Origin of the sequence: Blastococcus sp. TBT05-19 (assembly GCF_003319095.1) — a bacterium.
Classification (GTDB): Bacteria; Actinomycetota; Actinomycetes; order Mycobacteriales; family Geodermatophilaceae; genus Blastococcus.
The window spans coordinates 87303-101714 of sequence record NZ_QOHI01000002.1 but is presented as its reverse complement, the minus strand read 5'-3'; the positions used below and the strand labels follow the sequence as shown (position 1 = coordinate 101714).

General features: G+C 74.2%; 19 protein-coding genes. 6 read left to right on the top strand and 13 right to left on the bottom strand.

Annotated features, from left to right (window positions below):
- Positions 1-3 precede the first annotated feature (3 nt).
- Positions 4-837, bottom strand: a complete 834-nt coding sequence (locus DQ244_RS07095) for a tyrosine-protein phosphatase (RefSeq protein ID WP_113810789.1) — start codon at positions 835-837, stop codon at positions 4-6.
- 90 nt (positions 838-927) lie between these two features.
- Between DQ244_RS07095 and DQ244_RS07090 the strand changes: the two genes are divergently transcribed.
- A complete protein-coding gene (locus DQ244_RS07090) occupies positions 928-1344 on the top strand; it encodes a hypothetical protein (protein WP_113810788.1) in 417 nt (138 codons plus the stop codon).
- Between the two features lie 7 nt (positions 1345-1351).
- Here DQ244_RS07090 and DQ244_RS07085 read toward each other — a convergent pair whose 3' ends face one another.
- The 3 genes from DQ244_RS07085 to DQ244_RS07075 are packed head-to-tail and all read right to left on the bottom strand — an operon-like array spanning position 1352 to position 4930.
- Positions 1352-2218 (bottom strand): 3-methyladenine DNA glycosylase, encoded by an 867-nt coding sequence (locus tag DQ244_RS07085; protein WP_233491233.1) that lies wholly within the window; start codon positions 2216-2218, stop codon positions 1352-1354.
- Positions 2219-2237: 19 nt separating this feature from the next.
- Positions 2238-4127 carry a GAF domain-containing protein gene (locus DQ244_RS07080; protein ID WP_113810787.1) on the bottom strand — a complete coding sequence of 630 codons (1890 nt, stop codon included), beginning with the start codon at positions 4125-4127 and terminating at the stop codon, positions 2238-2240.
- A 47-nt stretch (positions 4128-4174) separates the two neighbouring features.
- Entirely contained in the window at positions 4175-4930 is a 756-nt protein-coding gene (locus DQ244_RS07075; protein WP_113810786.1) for a 3-hydroxybutyrate dehydrogenase, read from the bottom strand.
- Between the two features lie 248 nt (positions 4931-5178).
- Here DQ244_RS07075 and DQ244_RS07070 point away from each other — a divergent pair, with 248 nt between their 5' ends.
- The gene (locus DQ244_RS07070; protein WP_113810785.1) at positions 5179-6543 is read left to right on the top strand and encodes an MFS transporter; all 1365 of its coding nucleotides are present in this window, start codon (positions 5179-5181) and stop codon (positions 6541-6543) included.
- 58 nt (positions 6544-6601) lie between these two features.
- Here DQ244_RS07070 and DQ244_RS19595 read toward each other — a convergent pair whose 3' ends face one another.
- From DQ244_RS19595 to DQ244_RS19360, 9 genes are all read right to left on the bottom strand, one after another.
- Positions 6602-6763, bottom strand: a complete 162-nt coding sequence (locus tag DQ244_RS19595) for a hypothetical protein (protein ID WP_199580266.1) — start codon at positions 6761-6763, stop codon at positions 6602-6604.
- Positions 6764-6800: 37 nt separating this feature from the next.
- Complete coding sequence (locus tag DQ244_RS07065; protein ID WP_113810784.1) at positions 6801-7016, bottom strand: hypothetical protein; 216 nt, start codon at positions 7014-7016, stop codon at positions 6801-6803.
- A gap of 147 nt (positions 7017-7163) precedes the next feature.
- Positions 7164-9002: an acyl-CoA dehydrogenase gene (locus DQ244_RS07060; protein WP_113810783.1), complete on the bottom strand. Its 1839-nt coding sequence runs from the start codon at positions 9000-9002 to the stop codon at positions 7164-7166.
- 190 nt (positions 9003-9192) lie between these two features.
- Positions 9193-9573, bottom strand: coding sequence for a LapA family protein (locus DQ244_RS07055; protein ID WP_113810782.1), 381 nt, complete (start codon positions 9571-9573; stop codon positions 9193-9195).
- A complete protein-coding gene (locus DQ244_RS19590; protein ID WP_199580265.1) occupies positions 9570-9740 on the bottom strand; it encodes a hypothetical protein in 171 nt (56 codons plus the stop codon). The genes DQ244_RS07055 and DQ244_RS19590 overlap by 4 nt, the downstream gene beginning before the upstream one ends.
- Before the next feature lie 45 nt (positions 9741-9785).
- A complete protein-coding gene (locus tag DQ244_RS07050) occupies positions 9786-10211 on the bottom strand; it encodes a hypothetical protein (protein WP_113810781.1) in 426 nt (141 codons plus the stop codon).
- A 37-nt stretch (positions 10212-10248) separates the two neighbouring features.
- Complete coding sequence (locus tag DQ244_RS07045) at positions 10249-10875, bottom strand: TetR/AcrR family transcriptional regulator (RefSeq protein WP_233491232.1); 627 nt, start codon at positions 10873-10875, stop codon at positions 10249-10251.
- A gap of 161 nt (positions 10876-11036) precedes the next feature.
- Positions 11037-11168 (bottom strand): hypothetical protein, encoded by a 132-nt coding sequence (locus DQ244_RS20065; RefSeq protein ID WP_255411597.1) that lies wholly within the window; start codon positions 11166-11168, stop codon positions 11037-11039.
- Positions 11169-11265: 97 nt separating this feature from the next.
- Positions 11266-11421: a hypothetical protein gene (locus DQ244_RS19360; RefSeq protein ID WP_158544485.1), complete on the bottom strand. Its 156-nt coding sequence runs from the start codon at positions 11419-11421 to the stop codon at positions 11266-11268.
- Positions 11422-11526: 105 nt separating this feature from the next.
- Between DQ244_RS19360 and DQ244_RS07040 the strand changes: the two genes are divergently transcribed.
- The 4 genes from DQ244_RS07040 (at position 11527) to DQ244_RS07025 (ending at position 14410) form a co-directional block, all read left to right on the top strand.
- The gene (locus DQ244_RS07040; protein ID WP_113810779.1) at positions 11527-11871 is read left to right on the top strand and encodes a DUF3140 domain-containing protein; all 345 of its coding nucleotides are present in this window, start codon (positions 11527-11529) and stop codon (positions 11869-11871) included.
- Positions 11872-11877: 6 nt separating this feature from the next.
- Positions 11878-12582 (top strand): methyltransferase domain-containing protein, encoded by a 705-nt coding sequence (locus DQ244_RS07035; RefSeq protein ID WP_233491231.1) that lies wholly within the window; start codon positions 11878-11880, stop codon positions 12580-12582.
- Between the two features lie 73 nt (positions 12583-12655).
- Positions 12656-13684 (top strand): type III polyketide synthase, encoded by a 1029-nt coding sequence (locus tag DQ244_RS07030; RefSeq protein ID WP_113811103.1) that lies wholly within the window; start codon positions 12656-12658, stop codon positions 13682-13684.
- A 78-nt stretch (positions 13685-13762) separates the two neighbouring features.
- A complete protein-coding gene (locus DQ244_RS07025; RefSeq protein ID WP_113810778.1) occupies positions 13763-14410 on the top strand; it encodes a response regulator transcription factor in 648 nt (215 codons plus the stop codon).
- Positions 14411-14412 lie beyond the last annotated feature (2 nt).

The window sequence follows — 14412 nt, the reverse complement described above, 5'->3', positions numbered from 1 at the left end:
GTCTCAGTCGCGCAGCCGGGCGCGCAGCGCGGCCTGCTCCGCGGGGCCGAACCCGTGCGCGGTCAGCCAGCCGAGCGGACCGTCGAACCGCTCGTCGAGCAGGGTGAGGACCCGGTCCATCGTCTCCGCCCGCGGGGTGTGGCTGGCGACGTCGCGGCTGACCATGTCGTCGGCGTAGGTGGGGGACGCCGCGAGCCGTGCGACGACGCCGTCGATCACCTGCGCGGTCATGGCGTAGTCGGCCACGATCTCCTCGTGCGGCACGCCCGCGACGGCGAGGGAGAGGGCGCAGACCACACCGGTGCGGTCCTTGCCCGCGGCGCAGTGCACGACCGAGGCGCCGGGACCCGCGTCCGCGAGGGCGCGCAACGCGGCGACGACGTTGTCGCCCCGCTGGCCCAGGTACCCCAGGTACGAGCGCACCGCCGGCGGTTCGCCCTCGTCGTGGGCGGCGACCTGCCGGGGGAGGAGCGAGTCCAGCCAGCCGGCCGGCACCTCGAGCGCCGCGTCGTCCTCCTCCACCGCGAAGACGTCGGTGTGGTGGCCGCGCTCGGGCAGCAGGGTGAAGTGCCGGTGCGCGACCTCGGGCACGTGGCGCAGCGGCCCGCGACCCTCGAGCAGGATCTCCGCCGTCGTCCGCAGGTCGACCACCTGCCGCAGGCCGAGGTCGCCGACCAGCCGCCGCACGTCGCCGGGGCTGAGCGTCTGCAGGTTGTCGCTGCGCAGGACCCGGCCGGGAACCGTCCGTCCGCCGTCCGCGGTCGGCAGGCCGCCGAGGTCGCGGGTGTTGGCCGTGCCGTCGAGCCGGATCCAGCGGTCGTCGCCCGGGGAGCTCACGTCGGCACCCTACGGGGGGCGCGCGGCGGGACCTTCCCCCGGGCGGCGGGCCGGAGGATCCTCGGCGACCGGTTCCCCGAGGGAGGCGGCATGGGGCAGGCAGCCGGGCGTTCGGCGCGGGCTCTGCTGCTCGCCGCGGCCGCCGTCACGACCGGGTGCGCTGCCGACCGGCCGCAGCAGCCGACGCCGGTCGCGGCGTCGTCCTCCGTCGTGGCGGATCCCTCCGCGGTCGCCGTCCCGGTCGACCTCGTCACCCACTGCGGCATCCGCACCGTGCTCCTGGACGGGCGGAGGTGGGAGGCGGTGCAGCCCGCTCCCGAGCCGGCCCGGCTGCCCGACGCCGCCGGGGTGGTGACCTACGACGGGACCACCGCCGGCGAGCTCGTGCTGCTCGACGACGACGAGCTGCGCTTCACCGTGCGCGATCCGCTGTCGGCCGCGGACGGGCAGACCTACGACTTCCGCCCGGTCCCCGAGGGAGCTCCACCCGAGCCGGTCTGCGCCTGACCGCGCGTCAGCCGAGGAGCGCGTCGCAGACGTCGATGAGGCGCTGGCGGAGGACGGCGCCGCGCTCGGCGAACCCGCGCTGGGCGGTCACGTAGGCGGCCTTGCCGTCGGCGGTCTCGATGGCGACCGGCTCGTACCCGTGCGCGCTCAGGTCGTAGGGCGAGGCGCGCATGTCCAGCTCGCGGATCTCGACCGCCAGCTCGAAGCAGTCGGCGACCAGCTCGCCCGGCGTGGCCGGGCTGAGCTTGTAGGCCCACTTGTAGAGGTCCATGCCGGCGTGCAGGCAGCCCGGCTGCTCGAGCTCGGGCTGGCTCTCGCGGGTGGGCTGCAGGCGGTTGCGGTCCACGGCCTCGGGGGTGAAGAACCGGAAGGCGTCGAAGTGGCTGCACCGGATCGGGTGCGCCTCGACGACCGCGTCGGTGCCCTCGCGGCCCAGCCGGAGCGGGATCGCGTGCCGGGTCTCCGTGTCGCGGTAGACCATCGCCCACTCGTGCAGCCCGAAGCAGCCGCTGAACGCCGGGCGTGACGCGGTGGCGGCCAGCAGCCGGCGGACGAACCGGACGGTGTCCCCGCGGTCGGCCGTGAAGGCGTCGACGTCGAGGCGCACGGTGTCCCCGTCGGCCGTGTACCAGCGCCACTCCGCGTGCGGGGCCGGCCCGGCCAGCCCGACCCCCGCGCCCGGGTGCCAGCGGCGCAGCCGGCCGGGCGTTTCCGAGTAGTAGCTGAAGAGGAAGTCCAGCACCGGGTGCGCCTCCCCGCGGCGCCGGCGCTCCCGGTGCGGCACGGTCCACCGGTCGACCCGCTCCTCGTGCGCGGCCGCCCGGGCGGTCCACTCCTCCCGCGCGAGCACGGTCGGGGTCAGCAGCGACGGCACCCGGCCAGCGTAGAAGGCCCTACCCGGGGACCTCGTCGGTGAGCCGGTGCAGCCGGAGCGCCAGCTGGACCTCCAGGGCCCGCGCGGGCGAGGACCAGTCCCTGCCGAGCAACCGGGCCACCCGGTCCAGCCGCTGGGTCACGGTGTTGACGTGCACCCGGAGCACCTCGGCCGCACGGGCGGGGGAGTTGCCGGCGTCGAAGAAGGCCTGCAGCGTGGCCTGCAGGTCGGTGCCGCGCCGCGCGTCGTACTCCAGCACCGGCGCGAGGGTGGCCTCGACGAAGCCGCGCACGTTCCGGCCCTCGCCGAGCAGCAGGCCGAAGAACCCGAGCTCCTCGGCGCTGCCCGACGTGCCGGCCCGGCCGAGCGCGACGAGCGTGGCCGCGCACCTGGCCGCCTCCGCGTGGGCCGCCGCCACGGCGCCCGGGCCCCGCGCGGGTCCTGCGCCCCCCGCGGTGACCGCGCCGGCGCCTGCGTTCGACAGGTCCCGGCGCACGGTGGCGGCCGCGGCATCCGGCGTCAGGTCGGGCAGGCAGACGACGACGCTGCCCTCGTGGGTGCCGGCGAGCCCGCCGCGGGTCGCGGCCAGGTGCGTCGCGGCCGCGAGGGCCCGCGGCCGGCAGCGGGGCTCCACCCGGACGACGACGACCGCGTGCGGGCGGTCGAGGTCCGCGCCCAGCCGGCGAGCCCGCTCCCGGAGGCCGTCGGGGTCGCGCGTGCTCCCGCTGAGCAGCTCCTCGAGCAGCTCGCCGCGCACCCGGTTCTCCGCCTCGCCGGCCGTCCGGCGGATCAGCAGCAGCAGGGCGGTGACCAGGGCGGCGCGCTCGAGGATGCGCTGCTCGGAGTCGGAGAGCTCGTCGTCGCGGTGCAGCACCAGCCCTCCCAGCAGCTCGCTGTCCACCGTCACCGCGGCGGTCCACCAGCTGCCGTCGCGCACGGTACGACCGGTCGAGCGCGCCCGGGTGAGCGCCGCCGCCGGGTCGGGCGGGAGCTCCGCCACCGCCCCCGTGTCGGTGGGCGTCACCCGTCCGCCCTCGTCGACGACGGTGATGCACCCGCCCAGCGCCTCGGTGACCGCGGCGGCGACGTCCTCGACGCCGCCCCCGCGCAGGACGACGTCGATGAACCGGTCGTGCGCTCCGGCTGCCCGCTCCACGGAGGCGGAGTGCGCGCGCAGCTCCCGGCTGGCCGTCGAGAGCTCGTCGAGCGCGGCCCGGGTCTCCTCGAGCAGGCGGGCGTTGTCCAGCGCGATGGCGGCGTGCGCCGCCAGCGAGCCCAGCAGCGAGACCTCGGAGCGGTCGAAGGTCCGCTCGGTCCGGTCGGCGGCGAACAGCACGCCGATCACCTGCGACCCACGGATGAGGGGGACGCCGAGGATCGCGACCAGGCCCTCGTCGTGGACGCCGTCGTTGATCTCGTCGGTGTGCCGGAAGCGGGCGTCGGTGAAGTAGCTGGCCGTGGCGTAGGGCGCCGCCGTCTGGGCCACCAGCCCGCCCAGGCCCGCCCCCATCTGCAGGCGGAGCGACTGGAAGCGCGCGGAGACCGATCCGTCGGTCACGCGCATGTAGGTGTCGCCCGCGGCGGCGTCGTGCAGGGTCAGGTAGGAGACGTCGGTGCCCAGCAGCTGGCGGGCCCGCCGGACGATCGCGGTGAGCACCGAGTCCACGCCACGCAGGGCGGCGAGGTCGTTGGCGGTGTCGAAGAGCGCGGAGAGCTCCGACTCGCGCCGCCGTCGCGCCGCGAACGCCTCCCGGACCTGCAGCGCCAGCAGCTTGACCCGCTCCAGCTCGGCCAGCTCGCCGCCCTCGGCCCCCGCGGCGCGGGCGCGGACGAGAGGGCGCTCGTACTCGATCGCCGCGGCGTCCTCCAGCAGCAGTTCGAAGAACTCGGCGGCCGACACGCCGTGCATTGTCCCCGGCTCCCTCCGGGGGGCGGGCGCGTGCGCGGTGCGGTCCATCAGTGCGCGCTCCACCCGCCGTCCATCACCAGCGAGGTGCCGGTGACCGACGCCGCCGATGGCGAGCACAACCACACCACCGCGTCGGCGACCTCGGCCGGGGCGATGAGCCGCTTGATCGCCGCCGGCGCGAGCATGACCTGCTCGACGACCTGGTCCTCGGACAGGCCGTGCGCCTTGGCCTGGTCGGCGATCTGGCCCTCCACCAGCGGGGTGCGGACGTAGGCCGGGTTCACGCAGTTGGAGGTGACCCCGTGCTCGGCCCCTTCGAGGGCGATGACCTTGGAGAGCCCTTCGAGCCCGTGCTTGGCCGTCACGTAGGCCGACTTGTAGGCCGAGGCCCGCAGGCCGTGGATGGAGCTGATGTTCACCACCCGGCCCCACCCCTGCTCGTACATGTGCGGCAGCGCGCCCCGCACCAGCCGGAACGGCGCCTCGAGCATCAGCCGGAGGATGTAGGAGAAGCGGTCGACGGGGAACTCGTGCAGCGGGGCCACGTGCTGCAGCCCGGCGTTGTTCACCAGGATGTCGGCGGCGAGGTCGAGGGCGTCGATCGCGTCGAGGTCGGTCAGGTCGACGGCGAGCGCCGTGCCGCCGATCTCGGCCGCCACCGCTCCCGCCGCCGCGGCGTCGCGGTCCACCACCACGACGTGCGCTCCCTCGGCGGCCAGCCGGACCGCGCAGGCCCGGCCGATGCCCGAGGCCCCGCCGGTGATGAGAGCGCGCCGTCCGACCAGAGAACCGTTGACCGCCATGCCGCGACGCTAGGCCGCGTCCGCGGGGCCCCCCACGGTCGGCCGCCACACAACCGACGGCGATCGGATGGCGGCGCACCACATCTCCCGACCGGCCCCGCAGGAGGTCGTCCGCGCGGCGTCGTCACGTTCGGTCATGGGTGGCGGCCACATCTTGTCGTCCGGGATCGAGGCGCCACGGCACATGGACCGGGCGATCCGCCCGGCCTAGCGTCGGTGACCGCCATCACATCCACGAGGAGGGACCCATGTCCGCACCCGCTCAACCCAGGGCCGGCTTCGGCAAGGTCGTCGGAGGGAGCGTCATCGGCACCACGGTCGAGTGGTACGACTTCTTCCTCTACGGCTCGGCCGCCGCGCTGGTGTTCCCCGCGCTCTTCTTCCCCCAGCAGGACGCCTTCACCGGCACGCTGGCGTCCTTCGCCACCTACGCCGTGGGCTTCGCCGCGCGCCCGATCGGCGCGCTGGTCTTCGGCCACTTCGGCGACCGCATCGGCCGCAAGAAGCTGCTGGTCATCTCGCTGCTGATGATGGGCGGGGCCACCTTCGCCATCGGCCTGCTGCCGACCTACGCCACCATCGGCCTCCTCGCGCCCATCCTGCTGATCGTGCTGCGCCTCATCCAGGGCTTCGCCCTCGGCGGTGAGTGGGGCGGCGCCGTCCTGCTGGTCTCCGAGCACGGCCGGCCCGGGACCCGGGGCTTCTGGACGTCGCTGCCGCAGGCCGGCGCCCCCGCGGGCAACCTGCTGGCCACCGGTGTCCTGGCCCTGCTGGCCGTCTTCCAGTCCGACGAGGCGTTCCAGGACTGGGGCTGGCGCATCCCGTTCCTGCTGTCCGCCGTGCTGATCGTCGTCGGTCTGTTCATCCGGCTCGCGGTGGACGAGTCCCCGGTCTTCCTCGAGGCGCAGCGGCTGGCCGCGCAGAAGGCGGCGGAGACCGGTGTCGCGGAGAAGGCCCCGATCACGACCATCCTGGCGCACTACAAGCGCGAGGTCCTCGTCGCCATGGGTGCCCGGATCGCGGAGAACGTCTCGTTCTACCTGCTCACGGCGTTCAGCCTCTCCTACCTGATCAACGCCGAGGGGGCGGACCGCTCCTTCACCCTGAACGCGCTGGTGATCGCCTCGGCCGTGCACCTGGTGACCATCCCGCTCTGGGGTGCGCTGTCGGACCGCCTGGGTCGCCGGCCCGTCTACCTCTTCGGTGCCGTCGGCATCGGCGTCTGGGCCTTCGTCCTGTTCGGTCTGCTCGACGCCGGCAACTTCTGGCTCAGCGTCTTCGCCATCACCGTCGGGCTGCTCTTCCACGGCGCCATGTACGGGCCGCAGGCGGCGTTCTTCACCGAGCTGTTCGGCACGAAGTCCCGCTACACCGGTGTCGGCATGGGCTCGCAGCTGGCGTCCCTGGTGGCGGGCGCTCCCGCGCCGCTGATCGCGCTCGCGCTGCTGGGCAGCTTCACCGACCCCAACCCGGGACGGGTGGCGATCTACCTCGCCGTCTGCTCGCTGATCACGATCGTCGCGGTCTTCGCCTACGGCGAGACGAGCAAGCGCGACCTGGCTGCCGACCACGCCGTCGTCCCCAAGGACGGGCGCCCGGTCGAGCGGGTGTAGCAGGCCGACGACGTGCACGGGCTCCCCACGACACCGTCGTGGGGAGCCCGTCGCGCGTTCAGTCGGGGGCGTTGCCGGGGCGGACGACGCCGTCGTCGGCCTGCGCGTCCTCGTCGGTCGTGAGCGTGGCGCTGCCCTCGGGCCCGTCGGAGTTCTGGTCCTCGGCGACCGGGCCGTCCTCGGTGTCGGGGGACTCGCCGTAGCCGGTGGGGTCGCTCATCGTTCTCCTCGAGGTGCGGGGTGCGCGGTCAGCAGGCTCATACCTCCCCGGACGCCCCCGCACGCCTGGCGCGAGCGATGTCACCCTCGGCGCGGGCCGGGAGGTCGTCGCCCTGGGTGGCGTCGCGCTCGAGCGCCTCGTCGGCGGTGAGGGGCACGTCGTCGAAGGACGACGCGGAGTCGCTGTTGTCACCGGTGCCCGACGCGGTCGGGATGTCCTGCTGGATGCGGTCGCTGCCCTGCGGGTCGGTCATGGGCAACGGTGTGCCCGCCGCCCGGCGCCGGAAACGGCCGACGGCCGCCTCCCCGGGGGGAGACGGCCACCGAGGTGACGTGCTGGAACGGCCGCCCTCCAGGGGCCCGCGCCGAGCGTGCGAGGCGTGGGGAGGAGGGCGGTCCTTCTAGAACGCGGCCTCGTCGACCTCCATGAGGGCGTTGTCGGTGTTCTCGACGATCAGCCGCTCCGAGGTGAGCCGCGGCAGCACCTGCGTCGCGAAGAACCGGGTGGCGGCCAGCTTGCCCTCGTAGAAGTGGCGGTCCTTCTCGCTGACCTCGCCGGCGAGGGCGGCGAGGGCCACCTCGGACTGGCGGATCAGCAGCCACGCGGTGATCAGGTCGCCGGTGGACAGCAGCAGGCGGCTGGTGTTCTGCGCGACCTTGTACAGCGAGGACATGTCCTCCTGCGCGGCGGTCAGGTGGGTGAACATCGCGGCGAGCATGCCCTGGACGTCCTGCAGGGCGGCGCCGAGGAGCACGCGCTCCTCCTTGAGCCGGCCGTTGCCGGCCTCGCCGTCGACCGTGGCCTGGATCTGCTCGGCCAGCCAGGTCAGCGCGACGCCGCCGTCCTTGACGATCTTCCGGAAGAAGAAGTCCTGGCCCTGGATGGCCGTGGTGCCCTCGTAGAGGGTGTCGATCTTCGAGTCCCGGATGTACTGCTCGATCGGGTAGTCCTGCAGGAAGCCCGAGCCGCCCAGGGTCTGCAGCGACTCCGCCGTGAGCAGCTCGGTGGCCCGCTCGGAGCCGAAGCCCTTCACGATCGGCAGCAGCAGGTCGTTGATCCGCTCCGCGAGCTTCGCCGCCTCGGCGTCGCCGGTGGCCTCGGCCTCGACGACCCGGTCCCGGAAGCCCGCGGTGTAGAGGTACAGCGCGCGCATGCCCTCGGCGTACGCCTTCTGCCGCATGAGCGACCGGCGGACGTCGGGGTGGTGGGTGATGGTGACCCGCGGGGCGTCCTTCGACGTCGCGGTCAGGTCGGCGCCCTGCACGCGGGTCTTCGCGTAGTCCAGCGCGACCTGGTAGCCGGCCGAGAGGGTGGCGATGGCCTTGGCGCCCACGAACATGCGGGCGTGCTCGATGACCTTGAACATCTGCGCGATGCCGTCGTGCACCTCGCCGACCAGCCAGCCCTGCGCCGGCACCGCGCCGTCGCCGAAGGTGACCTCGCAGGTCGTGGAGACCTTCAGGCCCATCTTCTTCTCGACGTTGGTGACGTAGGCGCCGTTGCGCTCACCGAGCTCACCGGTCTGCGCGTCGTAGTGGAACTTGGGGACGACGAAGAGCGACAGCCCCTTGGTGCCGGCCTTCGCGCCCTCGGGGCGGGCCAGGACCAGGTGGATGATGTTCTCGGACATGTCGTGCTCGGCGGAGGTGATGAACCGCTTCACGCCGGTGATGTGCCACGTGCCGTCGGCCTGCTGCACGGCCTTGGTGGTGCCCGCGCCGACGTCGGAGCCCGCGTCGGGCTCGGTGAGCACCATCGTGGCGCCCCACTTGCGCTCGAGCATGAGCTCGGCCAGGCGCTTCTGGTCCGGGGTGCCCAGCTCGTCCAGGATCGCGGCGAAGGCCGCGCCCGAGCCGTACATGAACACGGCCGGGTTGGCGCCGAGGATCATCTCGAAGGCGCCCCAGGTCAGGGCGTGCGGTGCGCCGAAGCCACCGAGGTGCTCGGGCAGGTCGAGGCGGGCCCACTCGCCGTCCTCGACGGCCTTGTACGACTTCTTGAACGACTCCGGGATGGTCACGGAGTTCGTGGCCGGGTCGAAGACCGGCGGGTTGCGGTCGGCGTCGACGAAGGAGGCCGCGACCGGGCCCTCGGCGAGCTTGCGGATCTCGGCCAGGATCCCGCGCGCGGTGTCGGCGTCCATCTGCTCGAACGGACCGGTGCCGAACTTGTCCTTCGTGTCGAGGAACTCGAAGAGGTTGAACTCGAGGTCCCGCAGGTTGGCGGTGTAGTGCGTCATTGCGCTGGGCTCCCGTGCTCCATGCCGATGGGCGGCGATACCTACTCGCCGGTAACAAACGTTATTACCCATCGGTAGCCAAGGGCAAGACGCGGCCCGCGACACGCCTCGGAGGGGGTGGGCTGAGCGGCTGCGGACGCGCGCCGGGCCCGCACGCGGGAGCGTGCGGGCCCGGTTGGCGAACGGTGGATCAGCGGTTGCGGCGACGGGCCCGTCGGACGAGGCCGGCGAGCCAGACCAGGAGCCCGCCCAGCGCGGCGGCGATGAGCAGCGCCACGACGAGCGGGGCCTCCACGTCGCCGAACACGAGGCTGATCGGCACGGTCTGGTCGTTGAAGACGACGAACAGCACGAGCACCACGGTGACGAAGAGCAGCAGCGCCAGCGCCAGGGACCGGCCGATGGTCTTCCCGGTGTGCCGCTGGCGGGCCGGCGCCTGCTGGGGAGCCGGGCGATCGGGCGCCGGGCGGTCGGGCGCCGGGCCGGTGCCACCCGTCGTGGGCGTCGCGGTCGTGGACGGCGGGACGACGCGCAGCGGATCGTCGGCCGGCGGAGGCGTGGGGGCGCTCATCGGGCGTCCGGCTCGGTGCCGGCCGGCGGGTAGGCCGGTCCGGCGATCCCGTCGGCGGGGCCCTCGGTGGCACCCAGGGACTCGCGGTCCTCGCCCGGGGCCTTGTCGGCGCCCAGCGGCCTGGCCTCGCGGTCGGAGCCGCGGCCGTTCTCGTCAGGCATGGTCATGGCTCCGGTGTGCCCGGGTCCTGGCCTGCGGAAACGGCCCGCCGGTCACTCGGAGAGGGCCGGCCCGGCCTCGTGGTTCGGATGGCCCGGGGTGCGCTCGCGCTGCTTCATCCGCGCCTCGAAGACGTGCCGGTCGCCGCCGGCGAGCTCGTCGCGGGCGCGGGCGTCGTAGGCGCGGAAGGTGCCCCAGTAGCTCTCGTCGAAGTCCTCGACGATCTGGAACGTCCAGCGGTCGGCGATCACGTTGCGGCCGACGAGGTCGCGGTCGAGGTCGGCGGCGAGGGCGGTGGCACCGGCCTGCTCGAACAGCTCGACCGACTCCTGCAGCAGGCGGTCGGCCTTGCCGGTCAGCTGGTGGAACGCGTAGAGGAAGCCGCGGGCCTGGTCGACGGTCTCCAGGGCCTCGGAGAGCTTGCCCAGCGCCTCGACGGTCGTGTCGTCGAGGTCGGGGCGGGTGCGGTCGCTGGTCACCGGGCCATCCTGCGGGGCGGCCGGGCGGTGCGCCCGTTCAGGCCCGGGCGACCGCCGCGTCGATCAGCTTCTCGGCGAGCTGCCGGCCGTGCGCGGCCGGGCCGTCGGGGCCGAGCAGGCCACCGGAGAGGTACATGCCGTCGATGATCAGGTGCAGCTGCGCGGCGAGGTCCTCGCCGCCACCGGGGACGACCTCCTCGGCCAGCCGCTCGAGGCGGCCGTAGAGCTCGAACTTGTAGTCGGCGGCAGCGCTGCGGGCAGGGTGCTGCGGGTCGTCGTACTCGCTGCTCACGTTGTTGAACGGGCAGCCGCGGAAGCCGGTGCGGGTGACGTCGCGCTCCACGGCGTCGACGACGGACAGCAGGGCCGCCCGCGGGTCGCCCTCGAGCCGGGTGAGCTCGGCGTCGATGAACGCGAGCACGGTCGCCGCCTTGCGGGACAGGTACGCGCCGACGAGGTCGTCCTTGCTCTTGAAGAGCCGGTAGACCGTCATCTTGCCCAGGCCGGTCTCCCGGACGAGCTCGTCCATGCCGACGCTCCGGGAGCTGCGGCTGGAGAACAGCCGCTCGGCGGTGTCGAGCACGATCGCCTGCCGCTCGGCGCGGCTGCGGCGGACCGGAGCCGAGGTGTCGTCGGCGGCGGCGATGTCCAGTACGGCGGTCACGTCAGGGAGCATGCACCGGTACGTGACGGAGCAGTTCGCGGCACGCCGAGATGGTTGCTCTGGGTGACGAGGGGCGCTCGGGCTGAACGGGGCAGCGGGGATCGGTGGTGTCGTTGTGGCCACGCACCGTCACGAGAGCGCGGTCCCCGGGCCTCGATCCGTCAGGCGCGGCGGGTGCGCCGGGGGTTGGCGAGCATGCGGGCGACGGCCTGCGCCGCGGCCTCGGCGCGGGGCTCCTCGGCGGCCCTGGCCGGCTCGTCGCTGCTGCGGTTCTGCTCGGCGGTCTCGTCCATGCGCCCCAGCGTGCCCGACGAGTCACCGGGCGAAACCGCCACTCCCTCCGACGGGGGGCCCGGGACGCCGCGTCGGGCGCCCCGGGCCGCGCGGTGCTCAGGCGTCCGGGGTGTCCGCGCCACCCTCGGCGGCGTCCGAGCGGCCCTCGGCCGGCTCCTCCGGGTGGGGGGTGCGGCCGCTGCCGCTCTCCTCGCCGGCGGGGTCGCCCTCGGCGCGCTCGGCGCTGTGGGGAGTGCGATGGGACTCGCTCATGTCGGCTCCTCCTCGTCGGTACGGGTCGCCGGGCCTGTGCCCGGTCCTCCCGGTGGCGAACCCCGTGCGGTTTCCGACGGAGCGCGACGCGGTAGGGGAGGACGCATGGCGACCGAGGACCCCGACACCGTCCGGCGCGAGTTCGGCGAGGCGGTGAACATGACCGCCGGCGAGCTGGAGAAGTGGCTCGGCAGCGAGGAGTCGCAGGCCGTCGGCCAGAAGGGTGACGACGGCGGCGAGTCCACCGGCCACGCCTCCGGTCGGCGGATCGTGGAGCTGCTCCGCACGAAGAAGGACGACCTGACCGACGACGATCTGGCGCACATGCGCAAGGTGCACGGCTACGTGCAGCGGCACCTGGCCCAGGAACCGCGGGGGGAGGACGTCGAGACCTCCAAGTGGCGCTACTCCCTGATGAACTGGGGCCACGACCCGATGAAGAAGGGGTAGCCGCTCGTGCGCAGCACCACCCTGCCACGCAACGACCCCGCCCAGTACGACGACCTCGCCGACCAGTGGTGGGAGGCCTCGGGCGGGTTCGCCGCGCTGCACTGGCTGGCCGCCTCGCGCGCCGCGCACATCCCGCCCGCCGCACCCGGGGCGCTGCTGGTCGACCTGGCCTGCGGCGGCGGGCTCATGGCGCCGCACGCGGCCCGGCTGGGCTACCGGCACGTCGGCGTCGACCTGGGCGAGACCGGCCTGCGGGTGGCCCGTGGGCACGGCGTCGTCCCGGTCCGGGGCTCGGTGCTCGCCGTCCCCCTGGTCGACGGCTGCGCCGACGTCGTCGTGGCCGGTGAGGTGCTCGAGCACGTCGAGGACGACGTCGCGGTGCTCGCCGAGTGCGCCCGGCTGCTCAAGCCGGGCGGCACGCTGGTCGTCGACGCGCTGGCCGACACCCGCATCGGGCGGTTCCTCATGGTCACCGTGGCCGAGCGGCTGCCGGGTGGCCCGCCGCCGGGCATCCACGACCCGGCGCTGTTCGTCGACCGGGCCCGCCTGCTGGCGGCGGCCGAGCGGCTGGGGCTGGACCTGCGGCTGGTGGGTCTCCGCCCGTCGCTGCGGGACGCCGTCGCGTGGCGGCTCGGCCGTCGGGCGGGCGTGCGGATGAAGCCGGTGCGCTCGACCGCCGTCGTCTTCGCCGGCTACGGCCGGAAGAGGTGAGCGAGCAACGACGCCCTCGCGGACGTACCTTCGGGAGCATGATCCCGAGCGAGCCGTCCGCGGAGTGGCGCAGGTGACCGCCGCCGTCGTCACCGGCGCAGGGTCGGCGCTGCCGGCCACGCTGGACCAGGAAGCCGCCTGGGACGGGTTCTTCGCCCAGCACTACGAGGGCGTGCGGGCCGCGAAGCGGATCTTCCTGGGAGCCGGTGTGCGCCGCCGGCACGCCGTGGCCAACCCGATGGACGAGGACCTCAGCGGATGGGGGACCGGGGCGCGCATGGCCCGCTTCATCCAGGAGGCCCTCCCGCTCGGCAAGCAGGCCGTGGCGGGGGCGCTGGACGCCGCAGGGCTCGCGCCCGGGGACGTGGGGCTGTTCGCCGTCGCGACCTGCACCGGGTACGCGACGCCGGGGCTGGACATCCGGCTGGCCAGCGACCTCGGCATGCCGCCTGGGCTGCAGCGCCTGCTGGTCGGCCACATGGGCTGCTACGCCGCGATCCCCGGGCTGGCGGCGGTCGGCGACTTCGTCACGGCGCGTTCCCGCCCGGCGGTGCTGCTGTGCTGCGAGCTGACCAGCCTGCACGTGCAGCCGGCGCAGCGGGACCTCGAGCAGGTGGTCGCGCACGCGCTGTTCTCCGACGCCGCGGCGGCCGTCGTCGTGGAGCCGGGCGCCTCCCGCGGGCACCGTCTCGCCGGCGTCGTGGCGCGCACCGACGCGTCCACCGCCGACCACATGACCTGGGACGTCACCGACCTCGGCTTCCGGATGGGGCTCTCGCCGAAGGTGCCCGACGTGCTCTCCCGGCACGTCGGCGAGGTCGTCGACGAGCTGCTCGCCGGCGCCGGCCTCCGGACGGAGGACGTCGCGGGCTGGGCGGTGCATCCCGGCGGTCCGCGGATCATCGACGTCGTCCGCGACGAGCTCGGCCTGCGCGAGGAGCAGGTGGCGGCTTCCCGCCGGGTGCTGGCCGAGCACGGCAACTGCTCCTCGGCCACGGTGCTGCTGGTCCTGCAGGAGCTGGCGGACGTGGACGGCCCGATCGTGGCCATGGCGTTCGGGCCGGGGCTGACGCTCTACGCCGCCCTGCTGATGCCCGCCTGAGCACGGACCCCCTCCTCCCCGCCCCTCGCACGCTCGGGGCGGTGCCCTGGAAGGGGACGCCGGGCTAGCGTGTGTGTCGTGGATCACACCGGCCCCCGCGTCCGGGTCTTCCTCGTCGACGACCACGAGGTGGTCCGGCGCGGGGTGGCCGAGGTCCTCGAGGACGATCCCGGCATCACCGTGGCCGGGGAGGCCGGCACGGTTGCCGAGGCGCTCGCCCGCGTCCCGGCGGTGCGGCCCCACGTCGTCATCGTGGACATGCGGCTGCCCGACGGGAACGGCGCGACGCTGTGCCGCGAGCTGCGCGCGTGCGTGCCGGGGCTGGCCTGCCTGGTGCTCACCAGCTACGGCGAGGAGGACGCCCGCGACGCCGCCCTGGACGCCGGCGCCTCCGGCTTCCTGCTCAAGCAGGTGCGCGGCTCGGCGCTGGTGACGGCGGTGCACACCGTGGCCGCGGGCGGGACGCTGGCCTCGGACGTCGTCCGGGCGCCCGTGGCGCGGCTGGGCACCGACCGGCTGGCGCGCCTCACCGACCAGGAGCGCATCGTCCTGCGGCTCATCGGCGAGGGGCTGACCAACCGGCAGATCGGCGAGCGGATGGGCCTGGCCGAGAAGACGGTGAAGAACTACACCAGCCACCTGCTGGCCAAGCTCGGGCTGGAGCGGCGCACGCAGGCGGCGATCCTCGCGACCGAGCTGCGCGACCACCGCACGACCGGACGCTGACC

Excerpts from the sequence above, each read along its gene's own strand:
- DQ244_RS07040 (WP_113810779.1), top strand. The coding sequence starts at position 11,527 with ATGGCGACCGAGGACCCCGACACCGTCCGGCGCGAGTTCGGCGAGGCG.
- DQ244_RS07060 (WP_113810783.1), bottom strand. The coding sequence starts at position 9,002 with ATGACGCACTACACCGCCAACCTGCGGGACCTCGAGTTCAACCTCTTC.
- DQ244_RS07070 (WP_113810785.1), top strand. The coding sequence starts at position 5,179 with ATGTCCGCACCCGCTCAACCCAGGGCCGGCTTCGGCAAGGTCGTCGGA.
- DQ244_RS07055 (WP_113810782.1), bottom strand. The coding sequence starts at position 9,573 with ATGAGCGCCCCCACGCCTCCGCCGGCCGACGATCCGCTGCGCGTCGTC.
- DQ244_RS19360 (WP_158544485.1), bottom strand. The coding sequence starts at position 11,421 with ATGAGCGAGTCCCATCGCACTCCCCACAGCGCCGAGCGCGCCGAGGGC.
- DQ244_RS07075 (WP_113810786.1), bottom strand. The coding sequence starts at position 4,930 with ATGGCGGTCAACGGTTCTCTGGTCGGACGGCGCGCTCTCATCACCGGC.
- DQ244_RS07065 (WP_113810784.1), bottom strand. The coding sequence starts at position 7,016 with ATGACCGACCCGCAGGGCAGCGACCGCATCCAGCAGGACATCCCGACC.
- DQ244_RS20065 (WP_255411597.1), bottom strand. The coding sequence starts at position 11,168 with ATGGACGAGACCGCCGAGCAGAACCGCAGCAGCGACGAGCCGGCCAGG.
- DQ244_RS07090 (WP_113810788.1), top strand. The coding sequence starts at position 928 with ATGGGGCAGGCAGCCGGGCGTTCGGCGCGGGCTCTGCTGCTCGCCGCG.
- DQ244_RS19590 (WP_199580265.1), bottom strand. The coding sequence starts at position 9,740 with ATGACCATGCCTGACGAGAACGGCCGCGGCTCCGACCGCGAGGCCAGG.
- DQ244_RS07080 (WP_113810787.1), bottom strand. The coding sequence starts at position 4,127 with ATGCACGGCGTGTCGGCCGCCGAGTTCTTCGAACTGCTGCTGGAGGAC.
- DQ244_RS19595 (WP_199580266.1), bottom strand. The coding sequence starts at position 6,763 with ATGAGCGACCCCACCGGCTACGGCGAGTCCCCCGACACCGAGGACGGC.